Raw genomic sequence first — 19787 nt, forward strand, 5'->3', positions numbered from 1 at the left:
AGTTCAAGCCAGCTGCGCCAGCAAAGCCGCCGCCGCCATCACGTCCGTCGTATCGCGCCCCTGCCGGTAGCCCGCATGGACGGGAGCCAGCACGGCATGCGCGGCGGCGCGGCGGCCTTGCGCCTGCAGCACGGCCGCCAGACTGGTGGCGCAGCGCAGCTCCCAGCCAGGCGCCTGCTGGCCCCTGGCCAGCCGCAGCGCTTCTTCCAGCTGCACCCGCACCGCTTCCAGGCCCGCCGTATCATCTTGCGCCAGCGCCCGCCAGCGGTGGTGCGCGTCGCGGCGCAGCACTTCCGGCGCGCTCCACGGCGCCATGCCCATGCGCGCGCGCCGCAGCGCCTGGCTATCGGCGGCCGCGTCGTGCAGGGTGGCCATCAGATCGACCTGTATCGGCCAGCTGCGCACCGCGGGCCAGGGGAACTGCGCCAGCGCCTCGCCCCCATCGAGCAGGCGCTGGTAGGCGGCGCCCCAGGCGCTCCAGTACAGCAAGCCATAGCGGGCCGCATGCTCGCACAGCAGGCAAGTCCACGCATGCGCCAGTTCCCGCTGCCCGCACCATAGGGCGACGGGAATGGCATTGACGGCCAGCGCCACGCACAGCGTGACGCCATTGTGTTCGAAGCCCACCGCCACCGCCTCGCGCACCAATTCCAAGGCGTCGTCGGGACGGCCCTGCATCCACAGGCAGCGCGCCAGCGTGCCGCGCAGGCACACCTGGTGATCGGCCAGCAAGGCATGATTGAAGCCGAGCTGCCGCGCGCCCTCGGGATGGGCGAGCACCATGCGTGCCAGCGCCGCCGACTGCGCGTAGCGTCCCTGCACATACTCGCCTACGGAGCGCATGCGCGCCAGTACCAGCCGCATCGGCGCGTCATCGCGGGCCTCGCGCGCGTCGCACAGGACGGCAAGCTCGGTGGCGTAACTGTCGGCGCGCTGGAAATCGGCCAGCTTCAGGCAGCAGATCCACATGCCGCAAATCGCCTCACAGCGGCGGCTGCCATCGTCCGTACGCATGGCCAGCGCATAACCGTGCTGGAACGAACGCAGCATGGTGCCGGTGATGCCCTGCGTATGCAGCAGCAGGTGCGCCTGCGAGGCATGCAGCCGCATCTCGCTGTCCGGGTCGTCCAGCCCACGCGCGGCCATGCGCTCGAGCGCCCGCCCGACGCGCACGCGGTATTCGTCCATCAGCGACAGCTGATAGAACAGGGTTTGCGCGGCCAGGGTCAGGGACACGCCCAGCGCCACGTCGCCCTCCTCGCCGAAAGCCCAGTCGATGGCGGCGCGCAGGTCGTCGACATGGCGGCCGTAGCGCGCGCTCCATTGGGCCGGCGGCATGCCCGCCCAGTCGGCGGCGATGCGTTGGGCCAGGCCCAGGCAATGGCGCGCGTGGCGCAGCAGCACGGCGCCCGCATCCCCGCCCGCCGACAACAGCGCGCCGGCATAGGCGCGCGTGGTGTCGAGCAGCCGGTAATACACATGCTGGCCGCAAAACTCGATGCTGACGAGGGACTTGGCCGCCAGGTCGGCCAGGGTGTCGAACACGTCGCATCCGGCCACGGCGCTGGCCGACTCGAGGCGGAAGCGGCTCCTGAACACGCTCAGCGCCTGCAGCACCTGGCGCTCTTGCGCGTCGAGCAGGCCATAGCTCCAGTCCAGGGTGGCGCGCAGGGCCTGGTGGCGCAAGGGCATGTTGCGCGCGCCCCGCGTGAGCAAACGAAAGCGGTCATCAAGCTGGCGGCGCAATTCGTGCAGGCCGAAATGGCCGATGCGACCGGCCGCCAATTCCAGCGCCAGCGGGATGCCATCGAGCCGCCGGCAGATGTCCACCACCACGGGTACGTCGGCGTCGGCCAGCACGAAAGCATCGTCGACGGCCGCGCAGCGTTCGCAAAACAGCTGCACCGCGGCGAAATGGCGGGCTGCCGCCGCATCGGGCACGACATCGGCCGGCGGCAATTCCAGCGCGGGCAGGCGCTGCAACTGCTCGCTGGTGATGCGCAGCGGCTCGCGGCTGGTGGCCAGCACGTGCAGCAGTGGCGCACCCTTGAGCAAGGCGTCGGCCAGCGCGGCGGCCGCGCCGATCACGTGCTCGCAGTTATCGAGCACGATCAGCATGTGGCGCGGGCGCAGGTAGGCCAGCAGCACCGGCATGGCGTCGCCGGCCGCCACGGCCACGCCCAGCGCCGTGGCCAGCGCCAGCGGCACCAGGCGCCCCTCGTCCAGCGGCGACAGGTCGACGAAACACACGCCGTCGGCATAGCGGCGCAGCACGCGCGTGGCCAGGACGACGGCCAGCGTGGTCTTGCCGATGCCGCCCGGGCCGGCAATGCACAGCAGGCGCAATTGCAGCAGCTGGTTGGCCATCGTCTGCAGCACCTCGGCGCGACCCAGCATGCGCGTGAGCATGACGGGCAGGTTGTGCCGCGGCTCGGCGCCTGCCGCACCGGGCGCCGGCCGGCCCGTGTGCGCCAGCGGCGCCAGGAAGCCGTAGCCGCGCCCGGGAATGGTGGTGATGTAGCGCTGGCCATCGCGGCCATCGCCGAGCGCCTTGCGCAGCGCCGCCAGATGCACGCGCAAGGTCGCGTCGTCGACCACGGCATTGGGCCAGACGATGGCCACCAGTTCATGCTTGTCGACGATGTCGCCGGCGCGCTCCAGCAGGGCCAGCAGCAAGTCCATGGCCCTGCTGCCCAGGCGCAGCGCGCGTTCGCCCTCGAACAGCACGCGCTCCAGCGGCAAAAGGCGAAACGGGCCGAAGACATAGGCCGGGGCAGGACTGTTTATCATTCTTGCGTGGGGGAGTAGGTGTTAAAGCACGCGGCTTGCAGTGGCCATATTTTACTGAGCATCCGCGCCATGCCGCATGGCGCCATGTTTCGGCACTGTTACAGGGCCGGCCGGCGCGCCAGCGGCCAGCAGCGCGGCCACGTCGGCCGCCGGCGCCGGGCGGTGCAGGTAAAAGCCCTGTACCTGGGGGCAGCCCAGCCGCCGCAGCTGCGCCAGCTGTTCACCGTTTTCCACGCCCTCGGCCAGCGCCTGCAAGCCCAGTCCCCGCGCCAGCGCCAGGGTCGAGGCGACGATGACAGTGTCACAATCTGCGCTGCCACCGCTGCCCAGGTCGCGGATGAAGGAGCGGTCGATCTTGATGGTGTGAATCGGCAGCAGCCTGACATGGCTCAAGCCCGAATGGCCGGTGCCATAGTCGTCGAGAGAAATGGACAGGCCCAGCGCGCGCAGCCGGCGCAATCCCTGCGTCGCCTGCGCCATGTCGTCGATGCAGCAGCTTTCCGTCACTTCCAGCTCCAGCAGGCCGGCAGGAATGGCGTGACGCCGCAGGCAGCCCAACACGAAGTCAGGTAACTGCGGCTGGCACAGCTGGCGCGCCGAGACATTCACCGCGACCGGCACCACCGGCAGGCCCTGCGCGCGCCACTGCGCCAGCTGGCGGCAGGCCGCGTCGATGCCCCAGTTGCCCAGCGCGGCGATGGCGTTCGTCCGCTCGGCCAGACCGATGAATTCGTTCGGGTAGACGAGGCCGTGGCGCGGATGGTTCCAGCGCAGCAGCGCTTCCAGGCCGACCAGGCGCAGCCGCGCCGTATCGAACTTGCCCTGGTAATGAAAGCAGAATTCGCCGCCGACGATGGCCCTGTCCAGGCGCCCCTGCAACTCCCGGCTGCGCGCCGGCGCCCGGCACAGCAGCGCCAGCGCGCCGTGCCAGAACCTTGACAGGCCCGCCACTAAGCCAGCAGGCGCGGCACGGCAGGCGCAGGGCGGCCCGCCAGAACCGCCGGCCCCTGGCGCAGGCGAAACACGCTGACCACCTGCAGCAGATTCGCCGCCTCGCCTTCCAGCGATTGCGACGCGGCCGCCGCTTCTTCCACCAGGGCCGCGTTCTGCTGCGTCACTTCATCCATCTGCACGACCGCCTGGCTGACCTGGCCGATGCCCGTGCTTTGCTCGGCGCTGGCCGCCGTGATGTCGGCCACCATCTGGCTCACGCGCCCCACGGCCGCCACCACTTCCTGCATCGTGGCGCCGGCTTGCGCAACCAGCGCCGCGCCCGCGTCCACCTGCTGCGTCGAGGTGGCGATCAGGGCGCGGATATCGCGCGCCGCCGCCGCGCTGCGCTGCGCCAGGTTGCGCACTTCCGTTGCCACGACGGCAAAGCCGCGCCCCTGCTCTCCCGCACGCGCCGCTTCCACGGCTGCGTTCAGGGCCAGGATATTCGTCTGGAAGGCCAGCATGTCGATCACGCCGATGATGTCGGCGATCTGCGCAGACGACGCGCTGATGGCGTCCATCGTATGGATCACCTGGCCCACGGCTTGCCCGCCGGCGCCGGCGATGTTCGCCGCCTCGACGGCCAGCACACTCGCATGGCGGGCATTGTCCGCGTTCTGCTGCACCGTGGAACTCAGTTCCTCCATGGCCGACGCGGTCTGTTCGAGCGAGCTGGCCTGCTCCTCGGTGCGCGACGACAGGTCGATATTGCCGGCCGCGATCTGCGACGAGGCCGTGGCGATGGTGTCGGTGCCGCTGCGCACGCGCTGCACGATGTCGAGCAGGTTGCCGTTCATGATGCACAGCGCGTCGAGCAGCTTGCCCGTTTCATCGCCGCCGTGACGGCCGAAGGCCGACGTCAGGTCGCCGGCCGCCACGGTCTGCGCCACGTTCAAGGCATGGCGCAGCGGATCGACGATGCTGCGCGTCACCAGCCAGGCGGTAACGAGCGAAAAGAGCACGGCCAGCGCGCTCAGCGCCAGCATCATGTTGCGCGCCGTGACGTATTCGTGATGCACTTGGGCGCCCGCCTCTTCCATCAGCGCATGCTGGTATGCGATCAGGCTTTCCAGCGCCGCCATGTAGCGCAGCTGCTCGCCGCGCACCGTACCGAGCAGCAAACCGGTCGCTTCATCGCGCGCGCCCTCTTCCAGCAGGGCCAGTACCTTGTCGCGCCCGCCGTTGAACGCGGCGCGCGCCTGCGTCACGGCCGCCATCAGCTCGCGACCCTGCGGCGACTGCACCGCCTTTTCCAGCTGCGCCAGTCCTTTTTCCGTGTCGCCGCCCGCCCTGGCGATGGTGGCGCGTTCCTGCGCCAGCTGCTGCGGCTCCGTCATCAAAAGCAGGTTGCGCGAGGAGCGCGCGATGATGTTGACATTCTTGATGATGTCGTTGGCCAGCACGGTTTTCGGATATTTGTCATCGATCACGTCGCGCATGCGCAGTTCCAGGCTGGACAGGCGCAGCATGCCCAGCACGGCGGTCGCCAGCAGCAGCAAGGTCAATAATGCAAAGGCACAGCGCAAGCGCGTGCCGATTTTCATATTTGCCATCTTTATTCGCATCCTTCAGTGTGGTACATCGGTCATCGTGCCGGGCTCGCATGCAAGGCTGACGGCAATGGCTGCCGCCTGCCAGGTATGGCCGGACGCAGCAGGCGGAAGGGTCAGCCGGGATGTGGCCGAGGCGGGAACAAGGGCGGTACGGCTGGCAGTGTGAGTTATCTCACAAGCAATGTCGCGTTAAGTTTTGCAAAGATTTGCTTAGATGGCAAAACAGCTATTTTAATAACGCTGTTTTTTTAGTAAGTAGTAACCGCAGTTCGAACCGGAGTGCGCCCCTGCGCACGCATGTGAAAACGGCCGCGCAAGGCGGCCGTCCGGTAGCGCATGCGGGCGCCGTCAATCGATCAAAACACTTCCCACTCGTCGTCGCGCGGCGCGCTCTGGCGCTGGGATGGCACGGCGTGCAGGGCCGGGCGGCCTGCGGCGGGGCGCGAAGCAGGACGCTTCAGCGCGGCGCTGGCCGCCACGGTGCGTGGCGCGGCCGGCTTTGCGTTTGCGTGCGCGGCAGGCGCCTGCGCGCCATCGAGCTTGAAGACGCTGACCACCTGGGCCAGCTGGCCCGATTGCTCCTGCAGCGATTCGGCTGCGGCGGCCGCCTCTTCCACGAGGGCCGCGTTTTGCTGCGTCACCTGGTCCATCTGGCCGATGGCCTGGTTGATCTGGTCGATGCCCGAGCTTTGCTCCTGCGTGGCCAGGCTGATTTCCGCCATGATGTCCGTCACGCGCTGCACGCTGGCGACGATTTCAGCCATCGTGCTGCCCGCCTCGGCCACCAGCTTGCTGCCCGTGTCGACGGCCACGACGGAGTCGCCGATCAGCGTCTTGATTTCCTTCGCTGCCGCCGCCGAACGTTGCGCCAGATTGCGCACTTCCGTCGCCACCACGGCGAAACCGCGTCCCTGCTCGCCCGCGCGCGCCGCTTCCACGGCGGCGTTGAGCGCCAGGATATTCGTCTGGAAGGCGATGCCATCGATGACGGAAATGATGTCGACGATCTTGCGCGACGAGTCGTTGATGGCGTCCATGGTCTCGACCACCTTGCCCACCACGGCGCCGCCCTTGACCGCCACGCCCGAGGCGTTCAGCGCCAGCTGGTTCGCCTGCTGGGCGTTGTCGGCGTTCTGCCGCACGGTCGAGGTCAGTTCTTCCATCGACGACGCCGTCTCTTCCAGCGAACTGGCTTGCTCTTCCGTGCGCGAGGACAGGTCCAGGTTGCCGCTGGCAATTTCCGACGAGGCCGTGGCGATGGTCTCCGTGCCGCTGCGCACCTGGCCGACGATGCTGACCAGGCTGGAATTCATGTCTTTCAGCGCCCGCAGCAGCTGGCCCGTTTCTTCCGTCGTGTGCACCTCGATCTGGCTCGTCAGGTCGCCCGAGGCCACCGTCTGCGCCACTTTCACGGCCGCATTGATCGGCTGGGTGATGGCGCGCGTGATGTAGGCGGCGCAGCCGATGCCCAGCGCGGAGGCCAGCAAGCCGAGGATGACCATCAGGCTTTCCGAGCGGATCACGGCCGCGCTGCCATCCTTGACGCTGGCATCGGCCACGCCGTTATTGAGCTTGATGATCTCGTTGAGCGTGCCTTCGGCCTTGCCGAACAGCGCACGCGAATCCTGGTACTGCTTGTAGAATGCCGCGAACAACTCTTTCTGCCGCGGCTCGTCGCGGTTGTCGGCCAGCTGGCGCAGGATGGCGCGCACCTTGTCGTCATCGCCCTTCCAGGCCGCCCACTCGCCCTGGAAGCGCTGCCACAGCACGGCTTCCTCGGGGGTTTGCGGCAGCGGCTCGTACAGCTTGCGGCCCGCCTCGATATTCGTCCATGCCTTGGTGCGCAATTGCAGCGCTTCCGCGAACTTGTCCTGTGCCTGGTAATTGTTTTCATACATGGCGGCCGTCAGGGTGGCGGCGGCGACGGCCGTCTGGCCTTCGCTCATCATCATCAGGCCCTGGATCGACGGCAGGCGCACCACGCCGATTTCATTGACGGCGCGCCCGACGGTGGCGATGCCCGAATAGCCGCTGACGCCCACCACCAGCAAGGCCGCCATCATCACGGCGACAAGCGTCGCCAGCTTCCATTTGATCAGTAAATTCTTAAACATGGCTAGGTCCTTTATAAAGTCACGAAGACTGCTGGCGAAGTTGGGGCTGGCATGTTCGAGTAAAACAGCTGACACTTGTATAAAGGTGGCGGGGATAGGGCGTACGCTTCGTTACAATTGGCGAGATTTCATAAGTGGAAGCATAGTGGAAAACAAGCGTGCTGGCTGTCAAATACTTGATACAAGACAAGATTTATTTCTTTACTGTGGCGCGTATTGCACAGCGGTCAAAAAAAATGACAGGGCGCCCCGCTTTGGTGCAAAAAATCCCCGTGCCTCACTATTGGCTACGCAGTTGATAGTCGTATAAGATGAGCAACAAGCAAACAACAGGCAGACCATGGCTTATCCTATCGAACACAAACTGGTGATCGGGGTCGCTTCCAGCGCCCTGTTCGACCTGGCCGAATCGCACCAGGTCTACCTCGACAACGGTCCCGAGGAGTACCGCAAGTACCAGGAAACGCATATCGACACGGTCCTGCCGCGCGGCGTGGCCTTCCCCTTCATCCGCCGTTTCCTGAACATCAACAAGCACTATCCGCGCCAGTCGCCAGTGGAAGTGGTGCTGTTTTCGCGCAATTCGCCGGAAACGGGCTTGCGCGTCATGCACTCGATCGCCCACTACGGCCTGGATATCTCGCGCGCCGCCTTCATGACGGGCAAGTCGCCCTACCCCTACCTGCCCGCCTTCAACGCTTCGCTGTTCCTCAGCGCGAATGAAGGCGACGTGCGCAGCGCGCTGGCCTGCGACTACCCGGCCGGCCTGGTGCTGCCGTCGCGCACGGAAGACGACGAGGACGACGAGGAATTGCGCGTGGCCTTCGATTTCGACGGCGTGATCGCCGACGACGAAGCGGAAACCGTCTTCAAGCGCAACAACGACGTCGACGAATTCCACGCCCATGAAACCCTGAACGTGGGCACGCCGCACCGCCCCGGACCGCTGGCCGGCCTGTTCCAGAAGCTGGCCACCATGCAGCGCCTGGAAGAAAGGGCGCAGCGGCGCGACCCCGGCTATAAAAAGATCCTGCGCATCGCCATCATCACGGCCCGCAACGCGCCCTCGCACGAACGCGTCGTGACGACCCTGAAAAGCTGGGGCGTGGCGGCCGACGAGACGTTTTTCCTTGGCGGCATGGACAAGTCGCGCGTACTGGCCGTGTTCAAGCCGCATATCTTCTTCGACGACCAGTTGAGCCACCTCAAATCGGCGGGCGGCACGATACCGATGGTGCATGTTCCCTTCGGCGTTGCAAATATGCGCACATGATAAAACCTGCTGCGCGTCGTGCTTTACGGCCTGCGATGCTCACTGCCTCGGCGGCCCCGTGCAAAGCACAGTTGCGCTTCTCGACCGCAAATCACTTCCGCTCGCGACGGTTTTCTCAAGCGCGGAGATATAGGCGATGGTCTATAATCCTGCCTGTCAGCGCCGTCACTGGCGGCGCGGCGCGCACCACAGCTGTCCCACTCAACTGCCTCTGCCACTAGTGTCATCGCCTGCATGTCCTTAGACTTAACAAAAGCCCTCCCCAAGCCCGGCAACCGCTATGCGCTGCCCGCCCTGTATGGTTCATCCGACGCCTATGCCCTGGCGCTGGCCGCTTTGGCCTTGAAAGCGCGGGGCCAGATGCTAGCCGTGGTGGTGGCGCAGGCCAGCGACGGCCAGCGCCTGCTCGATGAAATCCCGTGGTTTGGCGGCAAGGAACTGCGCTGCCACCTGCTGCCGGACTGGGAAACCCTGCCCTACGATGCGTTTTCGCCGCACCAGGACCTGGTCTCCGAGCGCCTGGCCACCCTGCATGAAATCCAGACGCGCCAGTGCGACGTCCTGATCGTACCAGCCACCACGGCGCTCGTGCGCCTGGCGCCGCCATCGTTCCTGGCCGCCTACACCTTCTTCTTCAAGAAGGGCGAAAAGCTCGATGAAGCGCGATTGAAGTCGCAGCTGACCCTGGCCGGCTACAGCCATGTCTCGCAAGTGATGTCACCGGGCGAATACTCGGTACGCGGCGGCCTGCTCGACCTGTTCCCCATGGGGTCCGCCCTGCCCTACCGCCTGGACCTGTTCGGCGACACCATCGAGACCATCCGCACGTTCGATGCCGACACCCAGCGCTCGCTGTATCCTGTGCATGAAGTACGGCTGCTGCCGGGCCGCGAATTCCCCATGGACGAAGCGGCGCGCACCACCTTCCGCAACCGCTGGCGCGAACAGTTCGAAGGCGATCCATCGCGCTCGGTCGTCTACAAGGACATCAGCAGCGGCATCGCCTCGGCCGGCATCGAATACTACCTGCCCTTGTTCTTCGAGCAGACGGCCACCCTGTTCGACTACCTGCCGCCCGACGCCTCGCTGGCCCTGGTGGGAGAAATCGACGCCGCCATCGGGCGCTTCTGGACCGATACCCAGTCGCGCTACCGCTTCCTGAAGGCGGACCGCGAGCGGCCTATCCTGCCGCCCGAATCGCTGTTCCTGTCCGACGAGCAGTTCTTCGGCCTGGCCAAGCCGTATGCGCGCCTGGCGATCGCCAAGTCGAACGATGCGCTGGCGTCCGAACTGTCGGCGCCCGTGCCGAACATCGCCGTCAACCGTCGCGCCGACGACCCACTGGCCAACCTGCGCAGCTATTTGCTGCAATCGGGACGCCGCGTGATGATCTGCGCCGAATCGAACGGCCGCCGCGAAACCTTGCAGCAGTACTTCAGCGAGTACGATCTGCACCTGACGCCCGTGGAAGGCAGCGATGGTTTCCTGCAATCCGACGCCAAGCTGATGCTGGGCGTGGCGCCGCTGCATGCGGGCTTCGAGCTGTTTACGCCCGAGGGCAATCTGGCCTTCATCACCGAAACGGAGCTGTACGCGGGTTCCGGCCGCCGGGTCGGCAGCAAGAAACAGGAAGGCGTGACGCAGGTCGAGTCGATGGTGCGCGACCTGTCGGAGCTGAAAATCGGCGACCCCGTCGTGCACATCAATCACGGCATCGGGCGCTACATGGGCCTGACCAGCATGGACCTGGGCGAAGGCGAGACGGAGTTCCTGCACCTCGAATACGCGAAGGACACCAAGCTGTACGTGCCCGTGTCGCAGCTGCACGTGATCTCGCGCTATTCGGGCGCCTCGCCGGAAGACGCGCCGCTGCACTCGCTCGGCTCGGGCCAGTGGGAAAAAGCGAAGAAGCGCGCGGCCGAACAGGTGCGCGACACGGCCGCCGAGCTGCTCAACCTGTATGCGCGCCGCGCGCTGCGCCAGGGCCACTCGTTCGAATTCTCGTCGCACGACTACCAGCGCTTCGCCGACAGCTTCGGCTTCGACGAGACGCCGGACCAGGCCGAGGCCATCCACAACGTCATCAAGGACATGACTTCCGGTAAACCGATGGACCGCCTCGTCTGCGGCGACGTCGGCTTCGGCAAGACGGAAGTGGCGCTGCGCGCCGCGTTCATCGCCGTCATGGGCGGCAAGCAGGTGGCCATCCTGGCGCCCACCACCCTGCTGGCCGAGCAGCATGCGCAAACCTTCGCCGACCGCTTCGCCGACTGGCCCGTGCGCATCGCGGAATTGTCGCGCTTCCGCAGCGGCAAAGAGATCACGCAGGCGTTCAAGGGCATGGCCGACGGCACCATCGACATCGTCATCGGCACCCATAAACTGCTGTCGGACGACGTGAAATTCACGCGCCTGGGCCTCGTCATCATCGACGAGGAACACAGGTTCGGCGTGCGCCAGAAGGAAGCATTGAAAGCCTTGCGTGCGGAAGTGGACGTGCTGACCCTGACGGCCACGCCGATCCCCCGTACCCTGGGCATGGCCCTGGAAGGCTTGCGCGACTTTTCCATCATCGCCACGGCGCCGCAAAAGCGCCTGGCCATCAAGACTTTTGTCCGCAGCGAAGGCGAAGCCATCATCCGCGAAGCGTGCCTGCGCGAACTCAAACGCGGTGGCCAGATCTACTTCCTGCACAACGAAGTGGAAACCATCCAGAACCGCCTGGCCATGCTGACGGAACTGCTGCCAGAGGCGCGCATCGCCGTGGCGCATGGCCAGATGCACGAGCGCGACCTGGAAAAAGTCATGCGCGACTTCGTCGCCCAGCGTTTCAACATCCTGCTGTGCACGACGATCATCGAGACCGGTATCGACGTGCCGACGGCGAACACCATCATCATGCACCGTGCCGACAAGTTCGGCCTGGCGCAGCTGCACCAGCTGCGCGGCCGTGTGGGACGCTCGCATCACCAGGCCTACGCCTATTTGCTCGTGCACGACGTGCAGGGTCTTACCAAACTGGCGCAGCGCCGCCTGGACGCCATCCAGCAGATGGAAGAACTTGGCAGCGGCTTTTACCTGGCCATGCACGACCTGGAAATCCGCGGCGCCGGCGAAGTGCTGGGCGAGAGCCAGTCGGGCGAGATGACGGAAATCGGCTTCCAGCTGTATTCGGACATGCTCAACGAAGCCGTGCGCTCGCTGAAAGCGGGCAAGGAGCCGGACCTGGCCGCGCCGCTGGCGTCGACCACCGAGATCAACCTGCACGTGCCTGCCCTGCTGCCGGCGGACTTCTGCGGCGACGTGCACGAGCGCCTGTCGATCTACAAGCGCCTGGCCAACTGCGCCACGCAAGAGAAGATCGACGATATCCAGGAGGAGCTGATCGACCGCTTCGGCAAGCTGCCCGACGCCGTCAAGGCCCTGGTCGAGACGCACCGGCTGCGCATCGCAGCGAAAACCGTGGGCATCGTCAAGATCGATGTGCATGGCGAGGCGGCCACCCTGCAATTCATGGCCAAGCCACCGATCGACCCGATGCGCATCATCGACCTGATCCAGAAAAACCGCCATATCAAGCTGCATGGCCAGGACAAGCTGAAAATCACGGCCGCCATGCCGGACCTGGCCGCGCGCGTGACGCAGATCAAGACCACCATCAAGCAATTGACGGTGTAGACCATTTCGATAATTTATGCAGGACTGCCCCATGACCAATACCAAGACCATCACCATGAATCTGATCCTGCAGGGCCTGGACGGCGATAGCGCCCGCCTCGAACGCATCGCTGCGCTGGCCGCGCCGACGTCCGTCACGCGCCTCGGTCCGAACGCCGTGCGCTGCGAACAGATCGCCTATTCGCCCGCGCTGCGCCCCACGATCGAAGTGGCGGCCCAGGCGGCGCAGCTGGACGCCACCTACATGATGGGACAGCGTGAACTCAGCGAATTCAAGCTCGTGGCGATGGACATGGATTCGACCCTGATCACCATAGAGTGCATCGATGAAATCGCCGACATGCAGGGCCTGAAACCGCAGGTGGCGGCCATCACGGAAGCGGCCATGCGCGGGGAACTCGATTTTGCGGCCAGCCTGAAACAGCGCGTGGCTCTGCTCGAAGGCCTCGATGCATCGGCCCTGCAGCGCGTCTACGACGAGCGTTTGAAACTGTCGCCGGGCGCGGAAGCCATGCTGACGGCCGTGCAAAAGGCCGGCCTGAAAACCCTGCTGGTGTCGGGCGGCTTTACCTTCTTCACCGAACGCCTGAAGGAACGCCTGGGCCTCGACTACACGCATGCGAACGCACTGGAAATCATCGACGGCAAGCTGACGGGCAAAGTCCTGGGCGGCATCGTCGACGCCGAGGAAAAACAGCGCACGGTGGAGCGCGTGTGTGCGGAACTGGGCATTACGCCATCGCAGGCCATCGTCATGGGCGACGGCGCCAACGATTTGAAGATGATGGGCATCGCCGGCCTGTCCGTGGCTTTCCGCGCCAAGCCCGTGGTGCGCTCGCAGGCCGACGTGGCGCTGAACTTTGTCGGACTCGATGGTTTGCTCAACGTCTTGAGCTGAGCCGGCGCCAGCTTAGCGCTATCTGGCGGGCGGTGCGCGCACGGCGGCACAAATTTGCTATATTGCAAACTTGTGATCATCCCGCCAGCCCATCGTGAAAGAACACCGCATGCCGCCACCGCTGCCAGAAGAAATACAACGCCACCTCGATATATTCGTCGCCGCCGCGCAAACGGCCTTCGGCGCCGACCTGGCCGCCGCCGTGCTGTTTGGCTCGGCCGCCGATGGCCAGCTGCGCGCCACCTCCGACGTCAACCTGCTGTTGCTGCTCAAGCGCTTTACGCCACAGGCGGCCGATGCGCTGCGCGGCCCCTTGCGCCTGGCGCACGCCGCCATCGATTTGCAGGTGATGTTCCTGCTCGAAAACGAATTGCCGCAGGCCGCCGACGCTTTCGCCGTCAAGTTCGCCGACATCATCGCGCGCCACCAGGTGCTGCATGGCGTAGACCCTTTCGCCAGCCTGCACACGAGCCGCGACGCCGTGCTGCGCCGCCTGCGGCAAGTGCTGCTGAACCAGCAGCTGCGCATGCGCGAACGGTATATGCTATTGAGCCTGAATGAAGAACAGCTGGGCGGCGCCATCGCCGACGCGGCCGGCCCGCTGCGTTCGGCGGCGGCCTCGCTGGCGCAGCTCGAGGGCAAGTCTGCACAATCCGGCAAGCAGGCGCTCGAAGCGTTTGTCGACCAGCTGGGCGACCCGGCCCTGCACGCGGCTTTGTACACCATGTCGGCCGCGCGCGAAACGGCGCGCCTGGCGCCGGGGCAGGCCCTGCCCGCCTTTACGGGCTTGATGGCGATTACCGAACGCCTGCGCGAACACGCGGAGCAGATGCGGTGAACGGCTACAATCCTTTTGACTGGAGCGGGCCATCGTTCCTGCTGGCCTACCTGATCTTCGGCACGCTCGTGTACTACCTGGCGCGCGAGCTGCTGATCCGCCAGGAGCTGCGCAATCCGCACGCCCAGCTGTCGCTGGCCGATGATCCCTACCGCATTGCTTTTTTGCGCGGCGGCGCGCTCGAAGCCGTGAAGATCGCCGCCATCGTGCTGGTCGACCGCGGCTTGCTGCGCGCCGACGGCCCGCTGCTGGAAACGGCCAGCGCCGACAGCCTGCGCTTTGCCAGCCACGACATCGAACGCGACGTGCTGCGGCTGTACCTGGGGCGCCAGGGCCACAGCAAGGAACTGGCCGTGCAGGCCGACATGCTGCCATCGTGCCGCGCCTACCAGGAGACGTTGACGCGGCAGGAATTGCTGGTCGGCCCGCCGCTGCTGCGCCGGCGCGAACGCATCACCTGGGTCGCGCACTGGCTGCTGCTGACGGTGGCCGGCGTCAAGGCCGTCATCGCCATCAGCCGCCAGCACTACAATCTGCTGTTCCTGGCGGTCCTGCTGGCGATTTTTCTCCTCATGCTGCGCGGCTTGCGCACCCAGGCGACCAGCTGGAGCGCGCAGCGGCTGCTGACCGACCTGCGCATGCTGTTCGGCCGCCTGAACATGCGCTCGGCGCGCCTGCAGGCGGGCAGCAGCAGTGCCGACATGGCCCTGCTGGCCGCCATCTTCGGTATCGGTGCCCTGCCCTTGTCCGTGTACGCCTATGTCGCCGAGCTGTATCCGGCGCCGCGGCAAAATGGCGGTGGCGACTCCTCGTCCAGCAGCACGGGCGACTCGGGCGACTCGTCATCGGGCGGCGGCGGTGACGGCGGCGGCAGCGGCTGTGGCGGTTGCGGCGGTGGCGGCGGCTGTGGCAGTTAGCCAGGACGCCACGCGCGACCGCGTCGGCCTGGGCTGGCGCGGCGAACTGGCTGCCAGCATCCTGTCCAACCTGGCGCGGATCGACGTGCTGGAAGTGATCGCCGACGATTATTACGGCGCCTCGCGCGCCGGCATTTCGGCCTTGCGCAGCCTGGCGCGCCAGGTGCCGGTCAGCCTGCATGGCGTGGGCATGGGGCTGGCCTCGACGATTGCAGCCGACCCGCGCCGCCTGCATGCGATGGCGCGCCTGATGCAAGCGGTGCAGGCGGAATCGTGGTCCGAGCACCTGAGTTTCGTGCGTGCCGGCGGCATCGAGATCGGCCACCTGGCGGCGCCGCCGCGCACGCCGCACAGCGCCGCGGGCACGATTGCCAATATCGCGCTGGCCACGCGCATCGTCGGCAGCGCGCCGCTGATGGAAAACATCGCCACCCTGGTCCAGCCGCCTGCCAGCACCATGGACGAAGCCGAGTGGGTGGCGCAGATTATCCACGGCGCGCAAGTGCCGCTGCTGCTCGACCTGCACAACCTGTATGCGAATGCCGTGAATGCCGTGAATGCCGGCGAGGCGCCGCAGGCACTGCTGTTGCGCCTGCCCCTGGACAGGGTCGGCGCCGTGCACCTGAGCGGCGGCCACTGGATCGCTGCGCCGGGCGGCGGCCAGCGCTTGCTGGACGACCATCTGCACGACGTGCCGCCCGAAGTCTTCGATCTGTTGACCGTGCTGGCGCGCCATGCGCCGCAACCGTTGACGGTGATCGTCGAACGAGACGGCAATTACCCGTCGTTCGAGCATGTGCTGGGCCAGCTGGAATTGGCGCGCGCGGCCTTGCGCGCGGGGCGCAGCGCATGAGTTCCCCCGCACTGGAAACCTTGCTGGCAAGGCTGTACACGGACGACGCCTTGCGTGCCGCCTTCCTGTTTGAGCCACTTGCGCAAGCCTTGCAGCATGGCTTGTCGCAGCAGGAAGCGGAGGCGATGGCCGCAATGGACGGCATCGGCCTGCAGATGGCAGCAGCGAGCTACCGCGCCAAGCGCGCCGGGCGCGGTGGCCAGACGAAACCAGCGCAACGCTGGTGGCGCCGGCTGCTGCAAATGTGGCGCTAAGCGCCCGCTACAGCTGCCACATACGCAGCGGCAGCAAGCCCCACCAAGCCAGCACCAGCAGCAGTTGCAAGGCAGCCAGCAAGGCCACCCAATCCCATTTCGCCAGCGAACCCGCCTCGGCCGCCGTGCCGCGGCTGCGCCAGCAGCGGCCCAAACCGAACGCCGTCGCCAGCGGCAGCGCGCCCGTCGTCAATGCCAGCAACACGCTGGCGATGGTGACGTCGCCCAGGCGCAGGTAGGACTGGAAATAGAAAAACGGCAGCGGCAAGAGCAGCGCCAGCATGGCCAGCAAAGGCGCGAACAGATGGTCGCCCCGTTCCAGGCTGCGCCGCGCGGCGCGCCACACGCCCACCAGCAGCACGTACAGCAAGCCGGCCGCCCCGAGGGCCAGGCTGCCCCACAGCACCAGCATGCGCAGCATCGACGCGCGCTCATAGCTGCGCAAGCCGTCGCTGAGCACATGCTTGCCATCCTCCTGCATCAGCACGTGCGATGGCGTGCTGCGGTCGCTGGCGCGGAACAGCAGGCCGCCCACCGGCTCCAGTTCCTTCGGTTCGCCCTGGAACGGGATCAGGAACAGCGACTCGCCATCCCATTTAAGGCGAGTAAAGCCGAAGACGGCGTCGACCCAGGCCATGCTGGCCATGGGGCTGGGCGACGGCACGTAGACGCCCTGCCAGTTTTCCACCGTGGGCGCGGGCGTGCCGCGCGGGGCCGGCGCGCGCAGCGGCAGTTCCAGGTCGCGCAGCAGCAGGCGGTTGAAGCGTTCATAGTCGGCCTGCTCCGCATCCGTATTGAAGGCCACGAAGAATGCGCTGTCCTGTTCCGGGTAGATGCACAGCATGGCGCGAAAACCGACAGTCGTGCCGGGATGGCAGGCACCCACCACGTTATGGCGGTCGCGTACGGCCAGCGCCAGGCCGTGACCCGTTGCCAGGCCCGCCTGCGCCGCATCCGTGCCGGCCGGTTCGGACAAGGCGCCCATCAGCGCCAGGTCGATGAACTGCGTGCCCTGCAGCTTGCCATCGCCCATCAGGAACTGCGCCAGCTTGCCCATGTCGGCCGCTGTAGTGGTAAATTGCGCGGCCGGACGCAAATACTGGGGCACGGCCGGCTGCGCCACGCCATGTTCGAAGTGGCCCATGGCCAGACGCGGGTCCGCATGCGATCCCGCCTGGGTGCTCATTTGCGTAACATAGGCAAACGTGCTGTCCGCCATGCCCAGCGGTTGCAGCAGCTGCGCATCGAGGTAGCGTTCATAGGGCTGGCCCGTGACCTTCTCGATCACCATGCCCAGCAAGCCATAGCCCATGTTCGAGTACGCATAGCGGCTGCCGGGCCGCGCGCGCACGCGCAGCAGATTGCGCCCACCGTCAAAGCCCTCGGCCAGCGGCGTCTCCGGCGCCGGGTTCAGGCTGAAGGCCTGCCAGAAGCGCACGTTATCGAGGCCCGACGTATGCGCGAGCAGGTGGCGGATGCGCACGGGGTCGCTGGCCTGCCACGGATTTTTCAGCGCCAGTTCCGGCAGCACCTGCTGCAATGGCGTGTCGAGCGTGAGCTTGTCTTCGCTGACCAGGCGCAAGACGCCCAGCGCCAGCGCCACCTTGCCCACGGAGCCCACCTGCATGCGCGTGTCGGTCTGCATCGGTATATTCTTGGCGGCATCGCGCAAGCCGGACGCGCCGACTTTGACTATTCCGTCAGGCAAGACTTCACTCCAGACGGCGCCCGCCAGGCCCTCGTCCTTCAAGCCGGCGGCGAACTCCGCCTCCAGGGTGGGGCCGGCCGCATGGGCAGCCGTGACACACAGCAGCAAGGCTGGCACGGCGCGCTGCAGCCATGACCTCGCGCGCGCGGCCACGGTAAGATATCGATCTCGTTTCAACAATGTATTCTGCCTTTTTCCATGGACTGCGCTGCTGCGCCGCTTTGCTTGTTACAATTAAAAATTGAGCAACGACGGGAGCTTTCATGTCACAAGATATTATTTTGGATACCCAACTCCAGCAGACCAAAAACCTGGCCTGGTGGTTGTACCTGATACATGGCGCCAGCTTCGTGTTTTCGCTGGGCGCGTTTTCCTTCATTCCGCTCATCATCAATTACGTGAAGCGGGACGAGGCGGCCGGGACCTTCGTGTACAGCCATCACAGCTGGATGATCCGTTCCTTCTGGTGGTATGTGGCCTGGGTCGTCGTCGGCGCCATCCTGTGGGTCACGCTGATCGGCATTCCGCTGGCCATCATCGTGTGGGGCGTGGCCTGGCTGTGGAAAGCGTACCGCCTGCTGCGCGGCTTCCTCGACCTGAACAACAACAAGCCCGTGCCCATGTAACAAGTGCTTCGCGGCAAGCCAACGGCTTGCCGCCGCCTACATCGCCGCGAACGCCCGTTCGATATCGGCGATCAAGTCCTGCGGATCTTCCAGCCCCACGTTCAGGCGCACCAGCTGTCCCGGCAACTGCCAGCCCTTGCGCATGGCGGCGATGCGGTACGGCATCACCAGGCTGTTCGCACCACCCCAGCTGTAGCCAATCTTGAACAACTGCAAGGCATCGACGAAACGGTCCGTCTGCGCCTCCGTGTAGCGGGCATCGAACAGCACGGAAAACAGGCCGCCCGCGCCCGTGAAATCGCGCTGCCAGATGGCGTGGCCCGGGCAATCGGCGAACGCTGGATGCAGCACCGTGGCGATCTCGCCGCGCCCCTTGAGCCAGGCGGCCACCGTGCGCGCGCCCGCGTCGTGCGCGTCGAAGCGCAGCTTCATGGTGGGCAAGCCGCGCAGCACCAGATAGGCATCGTCCGCCCCCACGCCCATGCCCAGACGCATGTGCGCCTGCGCCAGGCGGTCATGCAGCGTCCGCTCGCGCGTAATGAGCGCCCCCATCAGTACGTCGGAGCCGCCCGACTGGTATTTCGTCAGCGCCTGCATGATGATGTCCACGCCCAGGTCGAAACCGCGCAGGGCCAGGCCCGCCGACCAGGTGTTGTCCAGGGCCACCAGCACGCCGCGCGCATGGGCGGCCGCGCAGATGGTGGGCAAGTCCGGCACTTCCATCGTCACGGAACCTGGCGCTTCGGTCCAGATCAGTTTGGTGTTTGGCTGGATCAGGGCGGCGATGCCTGCGCCGATCAGCGGATCGTAATAGCGGGCCGTGATGCCGAAGTCCTGCGCCAGCCAGCGTCCCAGTTCGCGGTTCGGGTTGTATATATTTTCCGGCAATAAAACGTCATCACCCGTTTTCAACAAGGCAAAATCCGCCATGGCGATGGCCGCCAGGCCCGACGGCGCCAGCAGGCAGTATTGTCCCCCTTCGATTTCGGCCAGCCGCGCTTCCAGGGTGAACGTGGTGGGCGTGCCGTGCAAGCCGTAGGTGTAGGCGTTCTTCTCTTTCCAGTCGCCCGAGCGCATGGCCGCGACGTCCTTGAACAGCACGGTGGACGCATGGTGGATGGCGTTCGGAAACGCGGCAAAGCCTTGCGGCGCCTGGTAATCGCTGTGGATCAGCGCGGTTTGCGGAGATTTGGGTGTGGTCATGGCGTCGGGAAATAAAAAAAGGCGGATCAGCCTGTGCTGGTCCGCCTTGATTGTAAGGGCTTTACGCCCTGCACGCCGTACGACTGTTA

At 66.0% G+C, this 19787-nt stretch carries 14 protein-coding genes; 8 read left to right on the forward strand and 6 right to left on the reverse strand.

Going from position 1 to position 19787, the window contains the following annotated elements; all coding sequences use genetic code 11:
- Window positions 1–3 precede the first annotated feature (3 nt).
- The 4 genes from AC54AG_RS09420 to AC54AG_RS09435 form a co-directional block, all read right to left on the reverse strand.
- On the reverse strand, window positions 4–2790 hold the full coding sequence (locus AC54AG_RS09420) for an ATP-binding protein (protein ID WP_331776324.1): 2787 nt from the start codon (window positions 2788–2790) through the stop codon (window positions 4–6).
- A gap of 51 nt (window positions 2791–2841) precedes the next feature.
- A complete protein-coding gene (locus AC54AG_RS09425; protein WP_496630135.1) occupies window positions 2842–3741 on the reverse strand; it encodes a putative bifunctional diguanylate cyclase/phosphodiesterase in 900 nt (299 codons plus the stop codon).
- Window positions 3741–5336, reverse strand: coding sequence for a methyl-accepting chemotaxis protein (locus tag AC54AG_RS09430; RefSeq protein WP_496630136.1), 1596 nt, complete (start codon window positions 5334–5336; stop codon window positions 3741–3743). The genes AC54AG_RS09425 and AC54AG_RS09430 overlap by 1 nt, the downstream gene beginning before the upstream one ends.
- 356 nt (window positions 5337–5692) lie before the next feature.
- Complete coding sequence (locus AC54AG_RS09435; RefSeq protein ID WP_496630137.1) at window positions 5693–7450, reverse strand: methyl-accepting chemotaxis protein; 1758 nt, start codon at window positions 7448–7450, stop codon at window positions 5693–5695.
- 340 nt (window positions 7451–7790) lie between these two features.
- Between AC54AG_RS09435 and AC54AG_RS09440 the strand changes: the two genes are divergently transcribed.
- The 7 genes from AC54AG_RS09440 to AC54AG_RS09470 all read left to right on the forward strand — a co-directional run bounded on the left by AC54AG_RS09440 (window position 7791) and on the right by AC54AG_RS09470 (window position 16161).
- On the forward strand, window positions 7791–8723 hold the full coding sequence (locus AC54AG_RS09440) for a 5'-nucleotidase (protein WP_456150167.1): 933 nt from the start codon (window positions 7791–7793) through the stop codon (window positions 8721–8723).
- A gap of 234 nt (window positions 8724–8957) precedes the next feature.
- Entirely contained in the window at window positions 8958–12401 is a 3444-nt protein-coding gene (gene mfd, locus AC54AG_RS09445; RefSeq protein WP_496630138.1) for a transcription-repair coupling factor, read from the forward strand.
- A gap of 55 nt (window positions 12402–12456) precedes the next feature.
- Window positions 12457–13299, forward strand: a complete 843-nt coding sequence (gene serB / locus AC54AG_RS09450) for a phosphoserine phosphatase SerB (protein WP_496630385.1) — start codon at window positions 12457–12459, stop codon at window positions 13297–13299.
- Between the two features lie 109 nt (window positions 13300–13408).
- Window positions 13409–14137 carry a hypothetical protein gene (locus AC54AG_RS09455; RefSeq protein WP_496630139.1) on the forward strand — a complete coding sequence of 243 codons (729 nt, stop codon included), beginning with the start codon at window positions 13409–13411 and terminating at the stop codon, window positions 14135–14137.
- On the forward strand, window positions 14134–15054 hold the full coding sequence (locus AC54AG_RS09460; RefSeq protein ID WP_496630140.1) for a TIGR04222 domain-containing membrane protein: 921 nt from the start codon (window positions 14134–14136) through the stop codon (window positions 15052–15054). The genes AC54AG_RS09455 and AC54AG_RS09460 overlap by 4 nt, the downstream gene beginning before the upstream one ends.
- Window positions 15044–15907: an MbnB/TglH/ChrH family RiPP precursor modification enzyme gene (locus AC54AG_RS09465; RefSeq protein ID WP_496630142.1), complete on the forward strand. Its 864-nt coding sequence runs from the start codon at window positions 15044–15046 to the stop codon at window positions 15905–15907. The genes AC54AG_RS09460 and AC54AG_RS09465 overlap by 11 nt, the downstream gene beginning before the upstream one ends.
- Window positions 15904–16161 (forward strand): hypothetical protein, encoded by a 258-nt coding sequence (locus tag AC54AG_RS09470; protein WP_496630143.1) that lies wholly within the window; start codon window positions 15904–15906, stop codon window positions 16159–16161. The genes AC54AG_RS09465 and AC54AG_RS09470 overlap by 4 nt, the downstream gene beginning before the upstream one ends.
- Window positions 16162–16168: 7 nt before the next feature.
- Here the strand turns inward: AC54AG_RS09470 and AC54AG_RS09475 are convergent, their stop codons facing one another.
- Window positions 16169–18046, reverse strand: coding sequence for a serine hydrolase domain-containing protein (locus AC54AG_RS09475; RefSeq protein ID WP_496630144.1), 1878 nt, complete (start codon window positions 18044–18046; stop codon window positions 16169–16171).
- A gap of 86 nt (window positions 18047–18132) precedes the next feature.
- On the opposite strand from AC54AG_RS09475, the gene AC54AG_RS09480 reads away from it, so the two are divergent.
- Window positions 18133–18495: a DUF4870 family protein gene (locus tag AC54AG_RS09480; protein ID WP_034755352.1), complete on the forward strand. Its 363-nt coding sequence runs from the start codon at window positions 18133–18135 to the stop codon at window positions 18493–18495.
- 36 nt (window positions 18496–18531) lie between these two features.
- Here the strand turns inward: AC54AG_RS09480 and AC54AG_RS09485 are convergent, their stop codons facing one another.
- Entirely contained in the window at window positions 18532–19698 is a 1167-nt protein-coding gene (locus AC54AG_RS09485; protein ID WP_496630145.1) for a cystathionine beta-lyase, read from the reverse strand.
- Between the last annotated feature and the right edge of the window lie 89 nt (window positions 19699–19787).

Source organism: Janthinobacterium sp. BCJ23, assembly GCF_059617945.1.